Below are 20,702 nucleotides of genomic sequence, written 5' to 3' on the forward strand. Positions count from 1 at the left end.
GTTCGTCTAGCAGGCTGCCGGAATGTTTGAAAGCAAGCGTCGGTGGCGGCTAGATTTGCCGTGTCACACACCGACTGCGGAATGGCGATGGCTGATATGGAAAGCCGCGAGACAGCCCTGCGCGCGCTGGAGGAGCGGCTGGTTCAGTTCGCGCTCGCCCGCGCCGATGTCGAACCGATCACCGTCGCGCTGGGCGAGGCCCTGACCTCAATCGGCCTGCCCCTGGACGAGATCCGAGTCGGTGCCCGGACCCTGCACCCGGAGATCGATGCCATCGGCGTGACCTGGACGGCGGATCAGGCGCCGGATACCGGAGTGTGGCGGCATGCTGACGACACCCGGGACATCTGGCTGAACAGCCCGCTCTACCACATGCTGACCAGCGGCGAGCTGCGGATGCGCCGACCGCTGTGGGACCCCGCCTGCCCGATGGATTTCGCGGTGTTCGAGGAGCTTCGCGAGCAGGGCTACACCGACTACCTCGCCCATATGGTGCCGGTCGGCGGCCGGCGACAAGGGCGGCCGGAAGGGTTCATCGTGCGCTGGCTGTCGTGCCGTCCGCAGGGGTTCGAGACCGACGACCTCGCCGTGTTCGACCGCCTCGTGCCGTGTCTCGTCGCCGCCTGCGAGCCCGGGCGCGAGCGTGCCATCGCCCGGGACCTGCTCGGCGCCTATCTCGGTCCGCGCTCCGGTGCGGCCGTGCTCACCGGCGCGGTGCAGCCGGGGCACACCGAGTCGCTGGAGGCGGTGATCCTGGTGGCCGATCTCACAGGCTTCACCGCGGCGAGCGACACGATGCCGGGCGCTCGGCTCGTGGACTTCCTGGACCGGCATTTCGACGCCATGGTGCCGCCCATCGAGGCGGAGGGCGGCGAGATCCTGGCCTTCCTCGGCGACGGGTTCCTGGCGGCGTTCGACGTGGCGGGAGATCCGGCGGGCGCCTGTGCCCGCGGGGTGGCGGCGGCCCGGGCCATCCACGACCGAGTTGCCGCCTTTCGTGCGCGCGAGCCGGAGGCGCTGCCGGTCGATATCGCGCTGCATATCGGCACGGTGCGGTACGGCAATGTCGGCGCCGGCGGGCGCCAGGCCTTCACCGTCATCGGCCCGGCGGTGAACCTGGCCAGCCGGATCGAGGCCCTGTGCCGGCCGCTGAAGTGTCCGATCCTGATGTCGGCCGAGGTGGCCGCCCATCTTCCGGCCGATGCGGTCGATGACATGGGCATGCATCCGGTGCGGGGGATGGCGGTCGAAATACCGCTATTTTCCTTGAAACAGAGGTAGAGTCCGTCAATTATCCGGTCATGGATAATATTGACCGGAATATTATCAATCTTGTGCAGGCCTTTGGCCGCGCCACAAATGCGGAGATCGCCGGCGCGTGCGGGCTCTCCGTCTCGGCGGCGAACGACCGGCTGAAGCGGCTGCAGGAGCGCGGCGCGATCACCGGCTGGTCGGCCCGCGTCGATCCGGACGCGGTAGATCTGGGACTGCTCGCCTTCATCTTCGTCGAGATCGACCACACCGGGCACAACGAGCGCTTCATCGCCGCGGCGACCCTGATGCCGGAGGTGCTGGAGCTGCACCATGTCACCGGCGAGTGGTCCTATCTGCTGAAGGTACGGGCGCGCGACACCAAGGCGCTGGAGACGCTGATCACCGGGCGGCTCAAGGCCTTGCCGGGCGTCGCGCGCAGCCATACCCATATCGCCCTGTCCTCCGCCAAGGACAACGGCCCCCTGCCGGTGGACGTGTCCGGGGATGACTGACTGGGGGCTGGGGCCGTTCGGCCAGGGTTTCCTGTTCGGCCTCGCCCTGGCGATGCCGGTCGGCGCGATCGGCCTGCTGTGCATCCGCCGGTCGCTGGAGTACGGCTTCGCGACGGGCTTCGCCACCGGATTGGGGGCGGCGGTGGCCGATGCGGGCTATGGGGCCGTGGCCGCCTTCGGGCTCACGGCGGTCTCGGATTTCCTGCTGGCCTGGCAGACGGTTCTGGCGCTTGCCGGCGGGGCGGCGCTGATTTGGCTCGGCGTCCAGTCCTGGCGCACCCGGGCCCAGGGCCCGGCCCGGACGGCCTCGGTCGGCCCGCATCCGGTCATGGCGTTCGTCCAGACCGTGGGCCTGACCCTGGCCAACCCGCAGACCATCCTGACCTTCGTCGCGCTGTTCGCCGGACTCGGGGTGGTGCTGGGAGAGCGGGCCGGCTGGACACCCGCCCTGCTGCTGATCCTCGGCGTTTTCCTGGGGTCGGGGGTCTGGTGGCTGATCCTGGCCGGGGCCGTGGGCGGCGTGCTGCGACGGCGCCTGAGCGACGGGGCGATCGGCTGGATCAACTGCGGGGCCGGCGCATTGATCGTCGGCTTCGGCCTGCTGGCGGTGGCCCGGGGCCTGGGTCTGATCTGACCGCCCTCAGTTCAGCCGGAAGACGATCGGGACGAGGGTTTCGCCGGCGACCGCATGGCCGCCGCGCGTCGACGGCTGGAAGACCCAGGTCGTGATGGTCCGATGGGCCGCCTGGTCCAGCACCCCATGGCCGCTGCTTTCGGCCACGTCGATCCGGATGGGACGGCCCTGTCGGTCCACGGCGACACGCAGGACGACCCGACCTTCCCAGCCGCGCTGGCGGGCCCGGAACGGGTAGTCCGGCGCCGGATTGCCGGCCGAGCCGAGGGCGAATTCCGCCGGGCTCGAGCCGGCGCCGGCAGGCTCGGAAGCGGCGCCCCGAGAGGCATTCTGGACGGCGCTGGATGGAGCGGGAGGAGCCTCGGGCTGACCGGCCGGCAGGGCCGCGACCTGACGGGCGGGCTCGGTCCTTGAACCGGCGGCCGGCTGCGGTCGCGCGACCGGACGGGGCGGCTCGGCCACCGCCGGCGTCGGCGCCACAGGTTGTGCCGTCGCCGGTTGACTTATCTCCGGTTGAGCTTTCGGCGGCTGGGCCGTGTCGGCATGGACAACAGGGGCCTGCTCGAGCGCGATGGTCTCCGCGACGGCGGACGGGGGCGCCGTCGCCGCTGATCTCACCCGGACGGGCTCCGGCGGAGGGGGCGATCCAACCGGCGGTGCCGGGGCGGCGGCGCGGGCGCTGACCGGTCGGGGCGCCCGGACCGCCGGGGTGGCGGCGTCGGCCACCGGCATGGCCACGGCGGGCGGACCGCCCCGTTCGGCGGGGTCGGGTGCTGCCGAGCCCGGCGCCGTTCCGGGAGCAGGGGCCGGGTTCGGTCGGGTGAGGGTGACCATCACGACCTCGAATGCCTGAGGCGGCGCGGCCTCCTCGGCGCCCCACAGGCCGATGGCGGCGGCGAGCGCCACGCCATGCACGGCGACCGACGCGCATACCGCCAGGACAGCGAGGATCGGCCGCCGGGAGGGGGCGGTCGGCTCGGGGGCGAAGAGGCGGTCAGCGGCAGCCGGCATCGGAGCCTCCGCTGTTCCGCGCTCGGATCGACCAGGGCACGATCAGGGCATCGTCGCCGTCGCCGATCCGTCGGGCCTCCACCTCGAAGGCGGCGGCGATGGTCGCCGCATCCAGCGCCTCGGCCGGCGGACCCTCGGCCACCACCCGTCCCTCGTGCAGGACATAGACCCGGTGACAGAACCGGGCGGCCAGGGTCAGGTCGTGCAGCACCACCAGCGTGCCGCGGCCGTCGCGGGCGAGCCGGTCGAGCAGAAGCATGGCTTCCAGCTGGTGGCGCGGATCCAGCCCGGTCACAGGCTCGTCCAGCAGCAGCAGCGACGGCGATCCCGCCAGCACCCGGGCGAGCATCACCCGCATGCGTTCGCCGCCGGACAGGGTCGTGACGGTGCGGTCTGCAAGATGCGTGGTGTCGGTGACGGCCAAGGCGGTCTCGACCGCCGCATGGTCGGCCTCGGAGTTGCGGGCGAGGGGCGACAGGAACGGCGTTCGGCCCAGCATGACCGTCTCGCGGGCGGAGATCGGCCACTCGCTGCGCGCGCTTTGCGGCAGATAGCCGAGGGTACGGGCGGTCTGACGGCGGTCCAGCCCGGCGATCGGATCGCCGTCCAGGGTGACCGAGCCCGAGGACGGCTCGGCCAGGCGGGCGAGAATCCGCAGCAGGGTGCTCTTGCCGGACCCGTTGGGCCCGAGCAGTCCGACGACCTCGCCGGGCCGGACCGACAGGCTGACCCCGTCGAGCAGGGCGCGGCCGCCGGCATGCAGGCTGACGTCGCGGGCGCTGAGGCCCGTGGTCGGGACGGATGAAGAGGAAGCGAGAGCGGTATTCATGGGCGGCGGTCCGATCGCGATGGCGCATATCGCCACCGTTCGGGCCTCGGCCCTACCGTCGGAACACCCCGCCCGGCGGATGGTGACGTGTCGCGATCGGTCTCCTGGCTTACGGCTCGGACGCGAACCCCCGTCCTTCCCGGCGCATGTCCGGTGGCTCATCGGGGGTCGCTCGCCGCTTACAGTTGCGGGGGCAGCGCCGGTCTCGCACCGGCTTCCCTGACCGGAAATCCCTGTCGGGCACCGGTCATCACGACAGTCGCAGTCTCTGGTTTCCCGCCCGGTCTTGCAAGGGATTTCGCCGCGATCCGGGGTGCCCGGCCGCCACCCCGGTCGTCAGTGCAGCAGGGCCGATCCCTCGTGATGGGTCGCAAGCCCCTCGATCCACCAGGCCTCGGGCTGCAGGTCCTCGCGCATCGGCACGATCATATCCGCGCCGGACAGGGCCTGTCCGATCGCCGCGATGTCGTCATAGGCGCGCAGGGCGGCCGAGAGCGGCAGCCAGGTCTGAGCCACCGACAGCGCCTCGTCCCGCCTGCCGCGCTGGGACAGGGCGACCGCCTGGAGGATATCGCGCTCCCCTTCGCCGAGGGTCGGGCAGCGCACACAGCCGACATCCCGCACGGTCGTCGCTTCATGCAGGGTGATCATCAGCAGCCGGTCGACCGAGTCGGTCACGTCCTCGGCCTCGATGGTGGCGAAGCCGCAGCGCAGCAGGTCGCGTGGGTCCAGCCGCGCCTTCACCGACTGAACCCAGTGCCGGATCGCCCAGACGATCAGGGCCTCGCCGGTGGTCAACCGGCAGATCGGTGTCCGCGCCGCGGAGGGGCGGCGGTGAGCGGGTCGGAGTTCGGTGAGGTTGGCCATCGCAGAAATCCCTTGTTGCGACCGGTTCTCATTTGTAGATACTGAAATTGAGAATGAGTTGCAACAAGAAGGCGCGCCTCATGTCGATTTCCCTGATCCTGAGCCTGGTCACCCTTGCGTTGCTGCTGGCCACCGCCGGATGCGGTGTCGCCATCGCCGTTCTTGAACGAAAAGGCGCCGTCCCGGAATCCGTCGAGCGGGTCTTTATGGGCCTCGCCGGATCCGGGTCGGCGGTGCTCGTCTGTTCCGTGGTGCTGATCCATCCGGCGACCGGCGGCGATACCGCCTACCAAGTGGCCCTGCCGGCGGTGGCCGGCATCGCCATGGCCGCCGAGATCGATGCCTCCGAGCGTCCGGCATGCGTTCCCCTCGTCGACGGACCTGCCTATGATCGCGCCCAAGCCCGATTTGAAGGCGACGGCGCACAGGGAGAAAGCGGCCATGAAGTTTCTGTATTTCGATCACCCGGATCTCGGTGACTGGCGGCTGGGCGTTCTGTCCGGCGATGGCGTGGTCGATGTGACCGATGCAGTCGTGCATCTGCCCCATCTGGACAACCGGGGCCTGATCAATGCCGTGATCGCCGCGTACGACGAGACGAAGGGCGCGATCGAGTCGGCCGTCTCCTCCGGCAGGCCGATGGCGCTGGACAGCGTCACGATCCGGCCGCCGCTGCCCCAGCCGCGGCAGATCGACTGCATGGCGGTGAACTACATGGAGAACGGCACCCTGACCGAGAAGCCGCTCATCAACGGCTTCCACAAGTCGCCCAGCGCGATCATCGGCACCGGCGGCACCATGGTCCTGCCGGACGTGCCGGCCGACGTGTTCGAGGGCGAGGCGGAACTGGCGCTGGTCATCGGCAAGCGCTGCTCCAATGTCTCGGCTGACGAGGCGATGGACTACGTCTTCGGCTACATGAACTTCATCGACGGCTCGGCCCGGAATTTGCCGCCGGCCGGCAACCAGTTCTTCCAGGTGAAGTCGCGCGAGACCTTCGCGCCGATCGGTCCGTACCTGGTCACCAAGGACGAGGTGGCGGATCCCAACAACCTGGACGTTCGGCTCACCGTCAACGGCGAGACCCGGCAGTCGTTCAACACTTCCGACATGGCGCACAAGATCCCGCGCTGCATCGAGTGGCTCAGCGCCATGCATACGCTGGAGCCGGGCGATATCGTCGCCACCGGCACCAATCACCGGGGGCTCAGCCCGTTCATGGACGGCGACCGGATTGAGCTTGAGGTGGCCGGCATGGGCGTGCTGAAGGTCTCCGTCAGCGACCCGCTCAAACGCACCTGGGGCCGCGACAGCCGCCTGCAGCACAAGGAGAAGGGGCTGTCGGGCCCGTATACGCCGCAGCTCACCGGGAAATACGCGAAGTAGGGCATGGGGCGAGGGTCGCCTCTCTTTGCCTCCAGAAAAAAATCTGACATTCCCCGGCCTTGTGTCGGGGGCTACTCCCAGAATCGCATCGACGCTCATGAGTGTTCTGCACCGCTAGCCGCGCATGGCCGTAGGTCACGGCACAAGGCCGGGGAGTGAGTTTGAGGTGAGGGGGGAGAAGAACCGCTTCCCCACCTCGGAACCGCCCCGGCCCGATCGCGTTGAGTCTCACATCGACAGGCCCGTTCTTGTTCTTCGACGTGCGCGGGCCATCTCTGCCGCAGTCCCAACGCCTATCGCACCGCAGCACACGCGTGGTGGCACTTTGCTGTGGAGCCGATATGCTTGATATCATCGCGCGTTAGCCACCCTGAAGGAGTTCTCATTGGAGATCCTGGCCGGCGACTATCATCGCCTCGGCGCCCATGCCGACCGCGACGGGGTGAGCTTCGCTGTCTTTTCCGAGAACGCCGCGCGGATCGAGCTCTGCCTTTTCGATGTCGAAGGCAATGAGACCGAGAAGCTTGACCTCCCGGAGCACAGCGGGCCGGTCTGGCACGGCTACCTGCCCGGCCTGAAGGCCGGCACGCGCTACGGCTATCGGGCGCATGGCGGCTACGCGCCGGAGCGCGGCCAACGCTTCAACCCGAACAAGCTTCTTCTCGATCCCTATGCCAGGGCCCTGGACGGCGCCTTCGTACAAAGCGACGCGCTGTACGGCTTCGACGTGCGGGCGGCCGACGAGGATCTCTCCTTCGACGGCCGGGACAGCGCGCCCTTCGTGCCGAAAAGCGTGGTGCTGGATCCGGCGGCCCCGGCGGGGGGCGGGTCTCGCCCGCGCACGCCCTGGGCCGACAGCATCATCTACGAGGCCCACGTGAAGGGCCTGACCAAACAGTTCGAGGCGGTCGACGCCCCGCTGCGCGGGACCTATGACGCGCTCGGCCACCCCAAGGTGATCGAGCATCTGCGGGCGCTGGGCGTGACCGCCGTCGAGCTGTTGCCGATCCAGGGAATCCTGGACGAGGGGTTCCTGGCCGATAAGGGACTGGTGAACTACTGGGGCTACAGCCCGATCGCCTATTTCGTGCCCGATGCCCGCTATGCCGGCCCGTCCGGCGTGGAGGGCTTCCGCGAGGCGGTCAAACGGCTGCACGACGCCGGGATCGAGGTCCTGATGGACGTGGTCTACAACCACACCGGCGAGGCCGACCAGCGCGGCCCGACGGTGTCGTTCCGCGGCCTCGACAACGCCGCCTATTACCGCCTGCAGCGCGGGCGGCCCCGCTACTACGCCGACGACACCGGCTGCGGCCATACGCTGAACACCGCCCATCCGTTCGTCACCCGGCTGGTGCTCGACAGCCTGCGCTACTGGGTCGAGCAGATGGGCGTCGACGGGTTCCGCTTCGACCTCGCCACGGTGCTCGGCCGCGAGGAGAAGGGGTTCGAGGCGAGCGCCGGCCTGCTGGACGCCATGACCCAGGACCCGGTCCTGTCGGGTGTGAAGCTGATCGCCGAGCCTTGGGATATCGGCCCGGGCGGCTATCGGCTGGGCGGCTTTCCGTTCCCCTTCGCCGAGTGGAACGACCGCTATCGCGACGAGGTGCGCAAGTTCTGGCGCGGCGACGACCACGGCGCCCATGGCCTGGCGGCCCGGCTGCTGGGCTCGGCGGAGCTGTTCGACGAGGGAGGGCGCCCGGCCTGGAGCTCGCTGAACCTGATCACCGCCCATGACGGTTTCACCCTGGCCGACGTCACCGCCTATAACGAGAAGCACAACGAGGCCAACGGCGAGGACAATCGCGACGGCCACGAGGGCAATTACAGCGACAATTGCGGGGCCGAAGGGCCGAGCGAGGATCCGCAGATCCTGGCGCGCCGGGACCGGCGGCGGCGCAACATCCTGACCACCCTGCTGGTCTCGCAGGGAACGCCGATGCTGCTCGCCGGCGACGAGATCGCCAACAGCCAGGGCGGGAACAACAACGCCTATTGCCAGGACAACGAGATCGGCTGGATCGACTGGCCCAATGCCGACCGGGACCTGCTGGCCTTCGTCCAGCGGTTGACGGCGCTGCGCAGATCCCATCCCGCCCTGCGCCAGGGCCGCTTCCTGCACGGCCGCGTCCGGGCCGAGGACGGCCAGCCCGATGTGATCTGGCGGGCCTTCGACGGCGGCGCCGTCAACTGGCGCGACCCGGGGCTGGGCATCTTCTGCCTGCGGGTGCGGGGCTCGGCCGAGGCGGCCAACCCGTCGCTGATCGACGACGACGTGTTCCTGGCGTTCAATGCGGGGAACCGCGACCGCTCCCTCGCCCTGCCCGAAGCGCCGGACGGACGGGCCTGGATCCGCTGCCTCGACACGGCGGCGCCGACCGAGGAGGAGCGGCCGGTGCGCGAGCAGGAATCCGTGACCGCGGAAAGCGTCGTGATCTTTGCCTTGAACCGAAACGGGACGACCGAATGACAGACACCGCCCTGGACGCACTCGCCGCCCATGCCGGTATCTTCGATCGCTATCGCGACCTCGCTGCCGTCGAGCATGTCGCCTCGGCGGACACCAAGCGCGCCCTGCTCGCCGCGATGGGCCTGGATGCGGATCATCCGGGCGAGACCCTGGGGCACCTGCAGGCCGAGGCGGCGGTCCGGTCGCTGCCCGCCGCCGTGGTCGTCAGGGCGGGCGAGCCGGCGGACCTGAGGATTCAGGGTTGGGACGTCGAATGGCGCCTGGCCCCCGATCCCCGGACCGCCGAGCGCCTGCATGGCGGCCGTTCCCAGGAGGGTGTGATCGCCCTGCCGGCCCTGGCGGTCGGTCTGCATGTGCTCATCGTCCAGGAGCGACAGACCCTCGTCGTCGCGGCCCCCGACGCGGCTCCGGATCTGGCGGCGCGGGGCCTGGCGGCGCCGAGATGGGGGGTTACGACGGCCCTCTATGGTCTGCGGTCGGACGAGAACCTAGGCATAGGGACCTATCGCGATCTCGGGGCGGCCGCCGAGGCGCTGGGCAGGCAGGGTGTGGATTTCCTCGGCATCAATCCGGTGCATGCCCTTGGGGCGGCGTCGGGGACGATCAGCCCGTATTCGCCGACCCATCGCGGCTTCCTCAACACCAGCCACATCGCGCCCCTGGACGATGCCGAGGAGGGGGCCGATCTGCGCGCGCGGCAGCAGATCGACTACGCCGGCGGGCGGCATGCCTTGGACCGGCTGCTGCGTGAGCAGCATCGACGGATGGACACCGTGGCGGCGGAGGATTTCCGCGCCTTCCGTGCGCGGTCCGGCGCGGCGCTGCAGGATTTCGCCACCTTCGAGGCCCTGTCCCTGGTCCATGGGGCGGACTGGCGCGCCTGGCCGGAGACGCTGAAGCATCCGACCGCCTCGGCCGTGCTGCGTTTCGCCGCCGAGAACGAGCGCGAGGTCGAGTACCACGCCTATCTGCAGTGGCTCGCCGACAGCCAGCTCGCCTCGGCCCAGCGCAGCGCCAGGTCGGCGGGGATGGCGCTCGGCCTGTATGTCGATCTCGCCATCGGCGTCCGCCCGGACGGGGCCGAGGTCTGGGGCGAGCCGAATTTCTTTGCCCGGGGCGTGTCGCTCGGCACGCCGCCGGATCAGTTCAACGCCAAGGGGCAGGTCTGGGGTCTGGCGCCGATCTCGCCGCTCGGATTGCAGAACGACCTGTTCCGGCCCTTCGTCGACGCGATGCGCGCCGTGGTCGGCCATGCCGGCCTCGCGCGGATCGATCATGTGCTCGGCTTCATGCGCTGCTTCTGGGTGCCGGAGGACGGAACCCCCGGCGCCTATGTGCGCTATCCGACCGATCTCCTGCTCGCCCTCACCAAGGTGGAGGCGTTTCACGCGGGCTGCATCATCATCGGCGAGGACCTGGGCGTTCTTCCGGAGGGTCTGCGCGACCGGCTCGCCGAGTCGCGGCTCTATGGCTGCTCGGTCGCCCAGTTCGAACGCGATCCCGACGGCGACCTGACACACCCGTCCGAGTACCGCACCGCGACTCTGGCCAGCTTCTCCACCCACGATACCCCGACGGTGCGCGGCTTCTGGCAGGGGTGGGAGATCGAACGGCAGCAGGCATTCGGCCAGCTCGACGCGGAGGCCGCGGCGGGGGCCCGCCAGCGGCGGGACTGGGACCGCAGGCGGCTGCACTGGCTGGTCGACGGCGCCGCGGACGAGCCGCCGCAGGACCTGGACGCGGCCCATGTCGCCCGTCTTCACGCCGCCCTCGGGGACGGCGCGTCGGACCTGATCGCCGTGCAGCTCGACGACGTTTTCGCCCGGCTCGAGCAGCCCAATTTTCCGGGAACGGTCGACGAATACCCGAACTGGCGCCTAAAATGCCCCGTGGCGATAGGGGATCTGGAAGAAGTCCCCGCCTTGGAACCCGTGCGGCGCTCGGTGGAAAATCGCCGAGCGCGCGATAGATAGAGAAGCGGGCGGGAAACGCAGCAGAACGAGACGGGTACGGATTCCACCGGCCGGCCGGTGGGGTTTCGGATATCGCAGGTGATAGCGAAGGGATACTTCATATGCATGGATTGCAGGCCCTGGCTCGGGCGCGGACAGCGTCCGGAGATCTGGAAAACGCCATCCACGACCACCTGCTCTACTCGATCGGCAAGACCACGGCGGCGGCCTCCCTGGCGGACTGGCGCATGGCCCTGTCGCGGGCGGTGCGGGATCTCGTGGTCGATCCCTGGTTCGAGACCACGCGTCGGATCTACGCCGAAGACCGCAAGCGGGTCTATTACCTCTCGATGGAGTTCCTGATCGGTCGGCTGCTGGAGGATGCGGTTCTCAATCTCGGCATCGAGGACCATGCCCGCCGCGCCATGTACCGCTTCGGCGTGAACTACGACGAGGTGGTCGACGACGAGCCCGACGCCGCCCTCGGCAACGGCGGTCTGGGCCGGCTGGCGGCCTGCTTCCTGGACAGCATGTCGACCGTCGGGGTCGCCGCCTACGGCTATGGCATCCGCTACGAGCATGGCCTGTTCAAGCAGCGCTTCCGCGAAGGCTGGCAGATCGAGCAGCCCGAGGACTGGCTGACCCAGGTGCATCCCTGGGAGTTCCAGCGCTCCGAAAGCGTCTATCCGATCGGCTTCGGCGGCGAGGTCCGCCAGAAGGAGGACGGACGCACGGTCTGGGAGCCGGCGGAGACGGTTCTTGCGGCCGCCTACGACACACCGGTGCCCGGCTGGCGAGGCCGCTGGGTGAATACCCTGCGCCTGTGGTCGGCCCAGGCGACCCAGGTCTACGACCTCGAGCCGTTCTCGCGCGGCGACTATCTGGCGGCGGCGGCTCCGGCGGTGCTGGCCGAGACCATCAGCCGGGTGCTCTATCCCGACGACAGCACGCCCCAGGGCAAGGAACTGCGCCTGAAGCAGGAGTTTTTCTTCACCGCCGCCTCCCTGCGCGATCTGGTGCGCCGGTTCGTTGCCCACCACAAGGACATCCGCAAGCTGCCGGAAAAGGTCGCGGTCCAGCTCAACGACACCCACCCGGCGATCGCCGGTCCGGAACTGGTGCGCATCCTGGTCGACGAGCATGGGCTCGAGTTCGACGAGGCGTTCCTGGTGGCGCGCGGATGCCTGCATTACACCAACCACACCCTGATGCCGGAGGCGCTGGAGCGCTGGCCGGTCGACCTCATGTGGCGCGTGCTGCCGCGCCACATGCAGCTTATCGAGCGCATCGACGAGGCCCACGCGGTCTCGACCCATGCCGCCAACCAGCCGCGGCCGGACAGCGTGAAGATCATCGACGGCGGCAACGTGCGCATGGGCGACCTCGCCTTCATCTCCGCGCGCAAGGTCAACGGCGTGTCGGCCCTGCATACCGACCTGATGAAGCGCACCGTCTTCCGCGACCTGCACGCGCTGCATCCGGACCGGATCGTGAACCAGACCAACGGCGTGACGCCGCGGCGCTGGCTCGCCGGCTGCAACCCGGCGCTGGCCAGCCTGCTGACCGAGGCGGTCGGGCATGGCTGGGAGACCGATCTGGAACAGCTCAAGGTCATAGCACCCCTGGCCGACGATGCCGGCTTCCGGACACGCTTCTCCAAGGCCAAGCAGACCAACAAGGACCTGCTGACGAAATATCTGAAGGCCAAGCTGGACATCACCGTCGACCCGACGGCGATGTTCGACATCCAGATCAAGCGCATTCACGAATACAAGCGCCAGCTCATGAACATCTTGGAGGCGGCGGCCGCCTGGAACGAGATGAAGCGCAACCCCTCGGCCCCCTTCGCGCCGCGGGTGCGGATCTTCGGCGGCAAGGCCGCGCCCGGCTATGCCATGGCCAAGCTGATCATCAAGCTGATCAACGATATCGGCCGCACGGTGAACGCCGACGAGGAGACCCGAGACCGGCTCGCGATCGTCTATCCGCCGAACTACAACGTCTCCATGGCCGAGGTGCTGATCCCCGCCGCCGATCTCAGCGAGCAGATCTCCACCGCCGGGATGGAGGCGTCGGGCACCGGCAACATGAAGTTCGCCATGAACGGCGCGCTGACCATCGGCACCCTGGACGGCGCCAATGTGGAGATCCGCGAGCGGGTCGGCGACGAGAACATCTTCATCTTCGGCAAGACCGCCGACGAAGTCACCGAGGCGCGCGAGCAGGGATACGACCCCTCGGCGGCGATCGCCGCATCGCCGCGCCTGGCCGAGGTGGTGGAGCAGATCGCTTCGGGGCTCTTCTCACCGGAGGACCCGGAGCGCTATCGCGCGCTGGTGGACAATCTGCGGGGCCATGACTGGTTCATGGTCTGTGCCGACTTCGACGCCTATTACGCGGCGCAGCGCGAGGTCGATGCCGCCTGGGCCGACAAGAACGCCTGGGCCAGAAGTGCCGTCCTCAATACCGCCCCAATGGGGTGGTTCTCTTCCGACCGCACGATCCGCGGCTACGCGAAGGACGTCTGGGAGGTGGACGCGCGGGTGTAACGCCCGCGGCGTCGACCGTCCGCCCGCCTCGACAGGCGGAGACGTCGACCTGACAACAGACGGCAAAGCGGAGATCCATGACCGACGAGACACAGCTCATCGATCCGACCACCGCCGCCGATATCGCCCGGGGAATCTTCCCGGATCCGTTCTCGGTTCTTGGCATCCATCCGCAGGACGACGGCGTCGTCGTGCGGGCCTTCCTGCCCGGCGCCGAGCGCGTCGAGCTGATTTCCGGAACGTCCGGTAAACCGGTAGCCGACCTGGCGCCCGCCGGGGCGGAGGGGGTCTTCGCCGGCAGACTCGGCAGCCATCCCGGCCCGTACAGCCTGCGCGCCCATCGGGGCCAGGATACCTGGGAGGTGGTCGACCCCTACGCCTTTCCGCCGGTGATCGGCGAGCAGGACGAATACTACCTCTCCGAAGGCAGCCACCTGCGCCTGTGGCAGATTCTCGGTGCCCATCCGATGACACACGAGGGCGTGGACGGTGTGCATTTTGCCGTCTGGGCGCCCCATGCGATGCGGGTCTCGGTCGTCGGCGAGTTCAACGCCTGGGACGGCCGCCGGCATGTGATGCGCCGGCGCGGCGCCACCGGTGTGTGGGAAATCTTCCTGCCCGGCATCGAGGCCGGCACCCAGTACAAATACGAGATCCGCGGTCCCGGCGGGAAGCTGCTGCCGCTGAAGGCCGATCCGATCGGCTTCGGCTCGCAGCATCCGCCCGAGACATCCTCCATCGTGCGCGACCTGCGCGGCTACGGTTGGCCTGACGGGGAATGGATGCAAGCCCGTGCCGCCCGCAACCGGGTCGACGCTCCGATCTCCATCTATGAGGTTCACCTGGGATCGTGGAAGCGGCGCTGGGAAGAGGACGGCCGCATGCTGTCCTACAAGGAGCTGGCCGAGGAACTGGTGCCATACGTGGCCGAGATGGGCTTCACCCATATCGAGGTGATGCCGATCTCGGAATTTCCGTTCGACGGTTCCTGGGGTTATCAGCCGGTCGGGTTGTTCGCGCCGTCGATCCGTTTCGGCCGTCCCGAGGAGTTCCGCGATTTCGTCGCCGCCTGCCACGCCCACGGGCTCGGCCTGATCCTCGACTGGGTGCCCGGCCACTTCCCGAGCGACCCGCATGGGCTCGGCCAGTTCGACGGCACGCCGCTCTACGAGCATGCCGATCCGCGCGAGGGGTTCCACAAGGACTGGAACACGCTGATCTACAATTACGGCCGGCGCGAGGTGTCGAACTTCCTGATCGCCAACGCCCTGTACTGGCTGGAGGCGCACCACGCCGATGGCCTGCGGGTCGATGCCGTGGCCTCCATGCTGTACCGCGACTACAGCCGCGACGACGGCGAATGGGTGCCCAACATCCATGGCGGGCGCGAGAACCTCGAGGCGATCGCCCTGCTGAAGCGGATGAACGAGGTGGTCTACGGCGCCGACAGCTCGGTCATGACCATCGCCGAGGAATCCACCGCCTGGCCCGGGGTGACCCGGCCGACCAGCGAGGACGGGCTCGGTTTCGGCTTCAAGTGGAACATGGGGTGGATGAACGACACCCTGGAGTACATGAAGGAGGACCCGGTCCACCGGCGCTATCACCACTCGAAGATGACCTTCGGGCTGCATTATGCGTTCAGCGAGAACTTCATCCTGCCGCTGAGCCATGACGAGGTGGTGCACGGCAAGGGCTCGCTGCTCGGCCGGATGCCGGGCGACCGTGGGCAGCGCTTCGCCAACCTGCGGACCTACTATGCCTACATGTGGACCCATCCGGGCAAGAAGCTGTTGTTCATGGGCGGCGAGTTCGGCCAGGCCAAGGAATGGAACCACGACGCCGAGCTGGACTGGGCGGCGCTGGAGTCCGGCGATCATGCCGGGTTGAAGACACTGGTGCGCGACCTGAACCGGCTCTACCGCGACCTGCCGGCCCTGTACCGGCGCGACGCGCGCGAGGACGGCTTCGGCTGGATCAACGGCGGGGCGGAGGCTGAATCCGTGATCGCCTGGGCCCGGTACGGAGAGCAGGGGGACGCCCCGGTGGCCGCCGCGTTCAATTTCACGCCGATGCCGCGCCCGGGCTGGCGCCTCGGCGTTCCGGCCGGCGGAAGCTGGAGCCTGCGGATCAACACCGACGCCACGGCCTATGGCGGAAGCGGCGCGCCGGTGCGCAAGTCGGCGGACAGCGAGACCATCCCCTGGGACGGCTTCGCCCAGTCGATCGTCGTCGACCTGCCGCCGCTGGCGGGCGTGGTTCTGGAGCACACGGGGTGAGCGGGATCAGCGGTAGAACTGCATCACGCCGATGATGTGATCCGCCCTGCGGCCCGTGCCGCCCAGGGGCAGCAGCAGGCGGGTATAGCTTCGGATGTCGCCGAGAGAGGTCATCGCCTCGGTATTGGTGATCAGCACCGCGCAGCGGTCCTCGGCGCAGCGTCGATGCTCGTAAAGGGTCTCGTCGAGGCTGGTGCCGCCCATCAGCTCGCAGATCGACCGGCCCTTCATCCGGACGGCGTAGCGGCTGGCGATGGTCTCGCCGACCAGACGGAATCGAAAGTCGCCGTCCTCCACCTCAAGCAGCAGGATGTGCTCCAGCAGCGCCGGTATGTCGATGGGGTCGACGTCGGCGCGCTCGGGTATCGGCCGCTCGCCGCGCCACTTGTGCCAGGCCTTCAGCAGCGCCAGCGCCCTTGCATGCGTTGCCAGATCGGTCTCCGCGCTTGCGGGATCGAGGATCTGCAATCGCTCCTGACGAAAGCGTCCTGTCGCCTGTCTTATCGGTCGGGACATCGGCTTACATCCAAGGGAAAAGGGGCGGCAGGCACATCTCCGTGTCTCCGGCTAGCGGCTGGCTCGTCCCGCTTGGTCCATCGACGGACTGACGCAATCGGCGGAGCCGAAGCGTACATCCGCAAGTATGAGGGATCCGTTAAGGCTGATCGTATGTCGGTCGACCGGCCTCAGGCAATGCCCCGGGCATCGTCCTCATCGTCCACCAGGCCTTTCGCCATGGCGTCTTCCAGGTCGCGGACCCGCGACCAAAGGGCGGTCTTGGTTTCGATCGGCAGGCTTTCCAGCGTCTGCTGACAGAGGATCAGGCTGAGGTTGTCGTTGTTCTCGATCGCACTGGCGAGGTCCGAATATGCGGAGCTCTTTCGCCCGAGCACCTCTGCGATCGCCTTCAGGACAACGTTTTTTCTAGACATTCCAGGTCCCGCCCGACGCCGGAATCAGCGCGGATGAACCTTAGGTGATTCGAGGCCGAACCGTCCAGGCGGCTGGTTATCGTGTGAGAAAATTCACATCCATTCGGAGGCGGATTGCCGGGCTACGTCGCCGCTCTAGATTGTGTTTTAATCAAAAACACTAGCAGTCTCGCGTACCAGGGAGCGACCCGACCGGCATGAAGATCTTCCGACGACCTGACACGCCCTTGCCGGTGGGCGTCGCGGAACGACGCGAGGAACGGCTGGGCAAGAGGCCGAGCGTGCGACTGGAGACGTCGGACCGCGATCTCAGCCCGCTGGCCGCCGCGCTTCTTGCCTATTGGCAGTCCAGCCGACGCGATGGCGGCGTCCCGGACCGGGGCGCCTTCGACCCCCTGCATCTGACCAGGTGGCTTGGATACCTCAGCGTCTACGAGTACGAGCCGGATCGGGACGATTTCCGCAACCGGCTCGAAGGCACCTATGTCGGCAATCTGACAGGCGAGAACTGGACCGGCCGGCGCGCGTCGGAGGTCGATGCGCGGTTCGGCTCGAGTTTCCTCGCCGACCTGCGCCAGGTTCGTGACCGTCGCGAGCCGACGGCACATCTGATCAAGGTCTTTCAGAAGGATTTCAGCGTCACCGAACGGGTGCTGCTGCCGGTCTCGACACGGCCGGGCGGAGACGCCGATCAGGTCTTCGTCGCGATCTTCTCCAACGGTGTCCGGCCCGCTCAGAAGGCCTGACAGCGATCCGCATGAGTTAGAGCAGATCGTGCGGTGACGGGATCGCTTCGTGATCGCGTCAGCGTGCGTGTATCTGCTCTAACTCATTGTTTTAGAGACAAATTCACTGACCATATTGAATCATGAAATGATTCAATATGGTCGGATTTGGCTCTGGGATTCCGCGTCGATCCCGGCGGCACGCAGCCGCGCGCGCATCGGGCCGAGGTGGCGGGCGTAGCGGCGCCAGGACCCGATCGCCTGGGTATGGATCGGCTGTCGAACCTGCTCGACGCTGGCCGTGCGCACGATCCGCCGCGTGTTCGCGAAGTCGAGGCAGCGGTCGTCCCAGGGCAGGCCGCAATAGTCCAGAAGGGTCCGCGCCACCGTTTCGGGATCCGCCACGAGGGTCTCGTAGGACAGGGTGAACACGCCCCCGGGCCGGCGCTCCTCCCAATGGGTCATGAACCGGTCGTAGATGCCATAGAGTGCGGCGACCTCCTCCTGATCGTAGGCATAGTGCAGGCCCCAGCCGACAAAATTGTGCCGGAAGATCGAGAAGCAGGTGTCGAGCGGATTGCGTCGACAATGCACGATCCGCGCGCCGGGAAGCGCCGACCAGATCGCCGGGACCATCTGGAAGTTGCCCGGCGTCTTGTTCACGGTGAACGGCCGGCCGCTCGGCTCCAGGGAGGCGACGTATGCCGCGCCCACCGCGTGCCAGCCGGCGGTGTCGAGCCGCCGGGCGCCATCGGGAAAGCCGTCCTGGAGGTTGTCCCGCTCGAACCCGCGGAGCATCGCCAGGCGCAGGTTCTGGATCTCGCCGGCGCCATGCACCATCGGGTGGCTGGCGAGGATCTGCTCGACCAGCGTGGTTCCGGACCGCGGAAGGCCGACCACGAAGATCTGGCCGGTGCCGGGCCCCGAGGTCGCCGTCGCACCGGCGCCGCCGACCGCATCGAAGGCCTGCCCGATGCGGTCGAAATAGCGCTGATCGGCGTCGGTGGCGTAAGTGAGCTGGCCGCGCACCAGGGCGTTCGCCTGGGCGAGATGCTGAAAGGCGCCGTCGGTGTCGCCGAGGTCCTCGCGCACTTTGAAGAGGGCGAAGTGGACGTCGGCACGCTGGCGCGCCGGCAGCTCGGAGGTGCTGGCCAGGCGCATCAGATCTCGGACCCTGGCGTCCTCGCCGGTATGGCGGGTGATCCGGGCGAGACTGTAGTGCGCCGCGGTGTTGGTGGGCATCTGGACGATGGCCTGCCGGAACGCCCGGCGCGCCGCGTCGGCCTGCCCGGCCTCCAGGAGCCGGGTGCCGAGGCGCAGGCTCGCCGCCGGGCCGGGGGCGAGGATCGCGGCGCGGCGACAGGCGGCCACCGCTTCGCCGACCCGGTACCGGTCGATCAGCACGTCCGACAGCGCGAGCAGGGCGGGGGGGCTCGGCAGCAGCTGGATCGCGCGGCGCAGCGCCGTCTCTGCCGCGTCGAGCCGGCCGAGCTGACGCATGCCCTGGGCGAAGGTCAGCAGCGCGCGCGGGCTTTCCGCCAGGCTCAGGGCGTCGCGGTAGGCCTGCTCGCTGGCGATCAGCCGCTCGGATTCCAGAAGAAGAGAGGCGCGGGCGAAGGCGATGTCCGGTCGGGTGGGGCTGTAGGCGAGGGCCTTGTCCACCTGGCCGAGCGCCGCCGCGGTGGCGCCGAGGGCGGCCAGCACCATGGCCGACCCGAACAGCGCGTCCGTATGGGCCGGCTCCAGTCTCAAGGCTGTTTCGTATGCGGCCAGGGACGGTCTGAGCCGACCCGCCGCGTGATGGGAACGCGCCTGGGCCAGCGCATCCTCAAGGGCAGAGGCCTTAGCCATGGGGCGGCCGCACATGTCTGCCGACGGGTCGGCTGAGCGGCGATGCAAAGACTGACAGTGGCGTGCTCTCAAAAGATGCGCAGCCACGATGGTGGCTTGCGGTATCTACATAAATGGCGTCGGAGGGGGATACTCGACAGTGGCGTCTTCCGTGGCATTCCGGAACTTCTATCGTTCCGGTGGAGAGGGAAAGCGGCTGCCGGGGTCGGCTTTGACAGCCGCCGGGGGGGGGCGGTTCCATAATCGGCGGCAATGGATTCAACTCTGGGCACTGCCGCCATGCCGCATTCCGGATCTCCGAACCCTCCCCGTTCCAGCCCGCCGCTTCGGCCCCGATAGCGTCATGGCCGGCCCTATGTGGCGGAGACCCGTCGACTACTTCAGATGGCCGAGATAGAGCGGACCCGCGCGCGCTAATCGGCCAGGCAGTCGTGCAGGGTCCGGGCAATGCCGCGGATCAGCGCGGGGTACATCCCCGGGCCGTCCTCAAGGGCGCTGCCCAGCGGGTCCAGGGTGGCGATCTTCGCGTCGCTGCCCTCCACGATCACCTCGGCGATCGACGGATCGAACTGCGGCTCGATGAAGACGCAGACGAAGCCGTCCTCCTCGATCTCCTCGCGCAGCTCGGCGATCCGCTTCGCGCCCGGCTTGATCTCCGGGTTGACCGAGATCGCCTCGCCCTTTGCCAGACCGTACCGCGCCTCGAAATGACCGAGCGAGTCGTGGAAGGTCAGGTAGGGTTTGAACCAGACCGGCTCCAGGGTCGCGGTGACCTCCTCGTCGAGACGGCTGAGGGCGGCAATCGTCTCGGCGGCGTTGGCGGCGAAGGTGTCGGCGTGAGCCGGCATGGCCGCGCTCAGGGTGCTGGCGATCACCGACACCATGGCGCCGGCATTCGACGGATCCAGCCAGATATGCGGGTCATGGGCGCCATGGTTGTGGCCGTGCTCGTCCGCCTCCTTGTGGCCGTCTTCCTCTTTGTCCTCGGCGTCGTGCCCGTGGTCATGGTCGTCACCGTCGGCGAAGCCGCGCTGGGTGATGCCCGGCGCGGTCATCATCGTCTCCACCGTCGCCTTGGCCGCCAGGGTCTCCAGCGGATGCTCCAGCGCTGTCTCAAGGTCGGGGCCGATCCAGAAGACCACCCCCGCCTCCTCGAGCTTTCGGGCGTCCGAGGGTTTCAGGGTGAAGGTATGGGGGGAGGTGGTGCCCGGGATCAGCAGGGTCGGTTCGGCAACCCCCTTCATCACGGCGGTGACCAGGGAATGCAGCGGCTTGATGGTGGCGACCACAGAGGGCTCGGCCCAGGCGGGGGTGGCGAAACCGGCCAGAAGACCGGCCAGGATCGGTGCGGCGGTGAGGGGGTTCCGCATCGGACTCTCCGAAATGTTATATTATAACGTTGCGCTCATTCGTAGCCGCTGTCATATCTCCGCGCAAGAGGGAAGCGAAGG

17 protein-coding genes and 1 riboswitch are annotated in these 20,702 nt (G+C 68.3%); of the genes, 10 read left to right on the top strand and 7 right to left on the bottom strand.

From position 1 onward, the window contains the following. Positions 1 to 87 precede the first annotated feature (87 nt). The 3 genes from BLS34_RS22750 to BLS34_RS22760 are packed head-to-tail and all read left to right on the top strand — an operon-like array spanning position 88 to position 2,400. Positions 88 to 1,281, top strand: coding sequence for an adenylate/guanylate cyclase domain-containing protein (locus tag BLS34_RS22750; RefSeq protein WP_175474351.1), 1,194 nt, complete (start codon positions 88 to 90; stop codon positions 1,279 to 1,281). A gap of 20 nt (positions 1,282 to 1,301) precedes the next feature. Further along, a complete protein-coding gene (locus tag BLS34_RS22755) occupies positions 1,302 to 1,766 on the top strand; it encodes an Lrp/AsnC family transcriptional regulator (RefSeq protein WP_093154132.1) in 465 nt (154 codons plus the stop codon). Further along, on the top strand, positions 1,759 to 2,400 hold the full coding sequence (locus tag BLS34_RS22760; protein ID WP_093154133.1) for a LysE family translocator: 642 nt from the start codon (positions 1,759 to 1,761) through the stop codon (positions 2,398 to 2,400). Before BLS34_RS22755 ends, BLS34_RS22760 begins: the two co-directional genes overlap by 8 nt. Before the next feature lie 6 nt (positions 2,401 to 2,406). Here the strand turns inward: BLS34_RS22760 and BLS34_RS26700 are convergent, their stop codons facing one another. The 3 genes from BLS34_RS26700 to BLS34_RS22775 all read right to left on the bottom strand — a co-directional run bounded on the left by BLS34_RS26700 (position 2,407) and on the right by BLS34_RS22775 (position 5,107). Beyond that, the gene (locus BLS34_RS26700) at positions 2,407 to 3,411 is read right to left on the bottom strand and encodes an energy transducer TonB (RefSeq protein WP_093154136.1); all 1,005 of its coding nucleotides are present in this window, start codon (positions 3,409 to 3,411) and stop codon (positions 2,407 to 2,409) included. Continuing rightward, positions 3,395 to 4,240, bottom strand: coding sequence for an ABC transporter ATP-binding protein (locus BLS34_RS22770; RefSeq protein ID WP_093154242.1), 846 nt, complete (start codon positions 4,238 to 4,240; stop codon positions 3,395 to 3,397). Before BLS34_RS22770 ends, BLS34_RS26700 begins: the two co-directional genes overlap by 17 nt. 77 nt (positions 4,241 to 4,317) lie before the next feature. Further along, a riboswitch (cobalamin riboswitch) is annotated at positions 4,318 to 4,510 on the bottom strand. 66 nt (positions 4,511 to 4,576) lie between these two features. Next, complete coding sequence (locus BLS34_RS22775; RefSeq protein ID WP_093154138.1) at positions 4,577 to 5,107, bottom strand: hypothetical protein; 531 nt, start codon at positions 5,105 to 5,107, stop codon at positions 4,577 to 4,579. Positions 5,108 to 5,160: 53 nt separating this feature from the next. On the opposite strand from BLS34_RS22775, the gene BLS34_RS22780 reads away from it, so the two are divergent. From BLS34_RS22780 to glgB, 6 genes are all read left to right on the top strand, one after another. Continuing rightward, positions 5,161 to 5,586, top strand: coding sequence for a hypothetical protein (locus tag BLS34_RS22780; RefSeq protein ID WP_093154141.1), 426 nt, complete (start codon positions 5,161 to 5,163; stop codon positions 5,584 to 5,586). Next, positions 5,549 to 6,493 (top strand): fumarylacetoacetate hydrolase family protein, encoded by a 945-nt coding sequence (locus BLS34_RS22785; protein WP_093154144.1) that lies wholly within the window; start codon positions 5,549 to 5,551, stop codon positions 6,491 to 6,493. Before BLS34_RS22780 ends, BLS34_RS22785 begins: the two co-directional genes overlap by 38 nt. Before the next feature lie 385 nt (positions 6,494 to 6,878). Beyond that, the gene (gene glgX, locus BLS34_RS22790) at positions 6,879 to 8,963 is read left to right on the top strand and encodes a glycogen debranching protein GlgX (RefSeq protein WP_093154146.1); all 2,085 of its coding nucleotides are present in this window, start codon (positions 6,879 to 6,881) and stop codon (positions 8,961 to 8,963) included. Beyond that, positions 8,960 to 10,936, top strand: coding sequence for a 4-alpha-glucanotransferase (gene malQ / locus BLS34_RS22795; protein WP_093154149.1), 1,977 nt, complete (start codon positions 8,960 to 8,962; stop codon positions 10,934 to 10,936). The genes glgX and malQ overlap by 4 nt, the downstream gene beginning before the upstream one ends. 101 nt (positions 10,937 to 11,037) lie before the next feature. Further along, complete coding sequence (locus BLS34_RS22800) at positions 11,038 to 13,464, top strand: glycogen/starch/alpha-glucan phosphorylase (protein ID WP_093154151.1); 2,427 nt, start codon at positions 11,038 to 11,040, stop codon at positions 13,462 to 13,464. A gap of 98 nt (positions 13,465 to 13,562) precedes the next feature. After that, a complete protein-coding gene (glgB, locus tag BLS34_RS22805; protein ID WP_425441472.1) occupies positions 13,563 to 15,743 on the top strand; it encodes a 1,4-alpha-glucan branching protein GlgB in 2,181 nt (726 codons plus the stop codon). A gap of 6 nt (positions 15,744 to 15,749) precedes the next feature. Here glgB and BLS34_RS22810 read toward each other — a convergent pair whose 3' ends face one another. Together BLS34_RS22810 and BLS34_RS22815 are read right to left on the bottom strand one after the other, a co-directional pair. After that, positions 15,750 to 16,259, bottom strand: a complete 510-nt coding sequence (locus BLS34_RS22810) for a PAS domain-containing protein (RefSeq protein WP_084618962.1) — start codon at positions 16,257 to 16,259, stop codon at positions 15,750 to 15,752. Between the two features lie 170 nt (positions 16,260 to 16,429). Next, a complete protein-coding gene (locus BLS34_RS22815; RefSeq protein ID WP_139189433.1) occupies positions 16,430 to 16,675 on the bottom strand; it encodes a hypothetical protein in 246 nt (81 codons plus the stop codon). Between the two features lie 197 nt (positions 16,676 to 16,872). Here BLS34_RS22815 and BLS34_RS22820 point away from each other — a divergent pair, with 197 nt between their 5' ends. Continuing rightward, on the top strand, positions 16,873 to 17,421 hold the full coding sequence (locus tag BLS34_RS22820) for a PAS domain-containing protein (RefSeq protein ID WP_084618961.1): 549 nt from the start codon (positions 16,873 to 16,875) through the stop codon (positions 17,419 to 17,421). A 132-nt stretch (positions 17,422 to 17,553) separates the two neighbouring features. Here the strand turns inward: BLS34_RS22820 and BLS34_RS22825 are convergent, their stop codons facing one another. Together BLS34_RS22825 and BLS34_RS22830 are read right to left on the bottom strand one after the other, a co-directional pair. Next, positions 17,554 to 19,251: a tetratricopeptide repeat-containing sulfotransferase family protein gene (locus BLS34_RS22825; protein ID WP_175474352.1), complete on the bottom strand. Its 1,698-nt coding sequence runs from the start codon at positions 19,249 to 19,251 to the stop codon at positions 17,554 to 17,556. A gap of 413 nt (positions 19,252 to 19,664) precedes the next feature. Continuing rightward, complete coding sequence (locus BLS34_RS22830) at positions 19,665 to 20,621, bottom strand: zinc ABC transporter substrate-binding protein (RefSeq protein ID WP_215906196.1); 957 nt, start codon at positions 20,619 to 20,621, stop codon at positions 19,665 to 19,667. Positions 20,622 to 20,702 lie beyond the last annotated feature (81 nt).

It is taken from the genome of Thalassobaculum litoreum DSM 18839, assembly GCF_900102465.1.
GTDB lineage: Bacteria > Pseudomonadota > Alphaproteobacteria > Thalassobaculales > Thalassobaculaceae > Thalassobaculum > Thalassobaculum litoreum.